At 50.1% G+C, this 1,269-nt stretch carries 1 protein-coding gene; it reads right to left on the bottom strand.

Annotated elements, in window-relative coordinates:
* Positions 1-375 precede the first annotated feature (375 nt).
* Positions 376-1,155, bottom strand: coding sequence for a hypothetical protein (locus DL899_RS19550; RefSeq protein ID WP_162685675.1), 780 nt, complete (start codon positions 1,153-1,155; stop codon positions 376-378).
* Positions 1,156-1,269 lie beyond the last annotated feature (114 nt).

Here is a 1,269-nt window from a genome sequence, read left to right as displayed (position 1 = left end):
GACCAGGGCTTCAAGCTGTGCACGGTCAGCGGGGCTCAGATACAGGCAGATGTCTATGCGTCTCATGTCCTGACATTGGCACATCTGACCTCAGATGGGAATCTTGTGTAAGGTGGGGAACACTAGGTTCTCTTGGCGATAAACCGTAAAGGGCCATCTGTGCGCTGAACAGAAGTGCTGCAAAGACAGAGAATACCGCTATTAACGCGCCGTTGACTTCAGGTGGCAGATCAAACGGAAACATAAAATATATGATTCCGAGCGCAAGCGGCAATAAGTAAAAAAATGCCAGATCACCGACAGAAAATTTATCAGTGGTATCATCGTAAAGGGTCGCAACGTGGTCCCGTACAACAATGAATATGTTGACTTTATTCATACTTTTCCTGCCGCAATATCTGCAAAAATGCTTGCGGTTTCAGAACTGACTGACGCAAATTTAGGCATGCCGTTTGGTCCTCTTTGCACTTGATCTGTCAGGTCAAATTTTCCTGTGTTACGGCTGATACCTACCAATGTAACGGTGCGCCGTTTGCCGCCCACCATGATCTCAGCGGTTGCTTCATCGAACTGTGTATCATTGTACTCTAGCACACTTCCCCCCTTTGAGGGCTTTACTCTGCTGGCAAAGCTCATCAACCTTCCAAGGTGCGAACGGGGTTTGGCGCTAAATGATACACCAAGATCAACCAATGCACCGGGGTCGCCCAATTGGTTCTCAGCAGCGTCACTTGAATAGTCACGCTTGGTAAGGCTGAGTTTCTTGACCTCAGCGGCTTGGTATGACGCGATCTGTCCGGGGGCAACTGGATTGAACACAATACGATGGCCTGAGTTTGTCAGACGAAACCCAGATTCCAAGGCGGTTTGAAAACGGCCAACACATGACCTTTGGCCAAAAGTTTGAAGTGCCAGCAACGCATACTCACCGGCATTGGGAACCCAAAGCCTGTAGTAGAGCGGAAAGATTTCGATATCGCTAATCTTTCGTTTGTACTGTGTCGAGCGAGTTTCCCGGTCTACGATGTCTGTCGCAAAGCCTGAGCTGCCATACATGATCGAACCCTCAAAAGTCCCACCATTCTGGCTTTTGGGATCAAGATACCAAGGGCGCGGCGTCTCACCTTCTTCATACTCGGCACGGCTCTGTTGCACAAATCGTGGTGTGAACGGACGTCCCCTTTCCCTGGGCACACTTATCCTACGGGCTCAGTGACGGGTATACCAAGAGCGGTGTAGCGATTGAGCACCGCGATCCGGACTTGGAGC

Source organism: Roseovarius amoyensis, from assembly GCF_003260265.1.
GTDB lineage: Bacteria > Pseudomonadota > Alphaproteobacteria > Rhodobacterales > Rhodobacteraceae > Roseovarius > Roseovarius amoyensis.
Note: the sequence above shows the minus strand (reverse complement) of the source record. Positions and strands in the feature narration are given on the sequence as shown.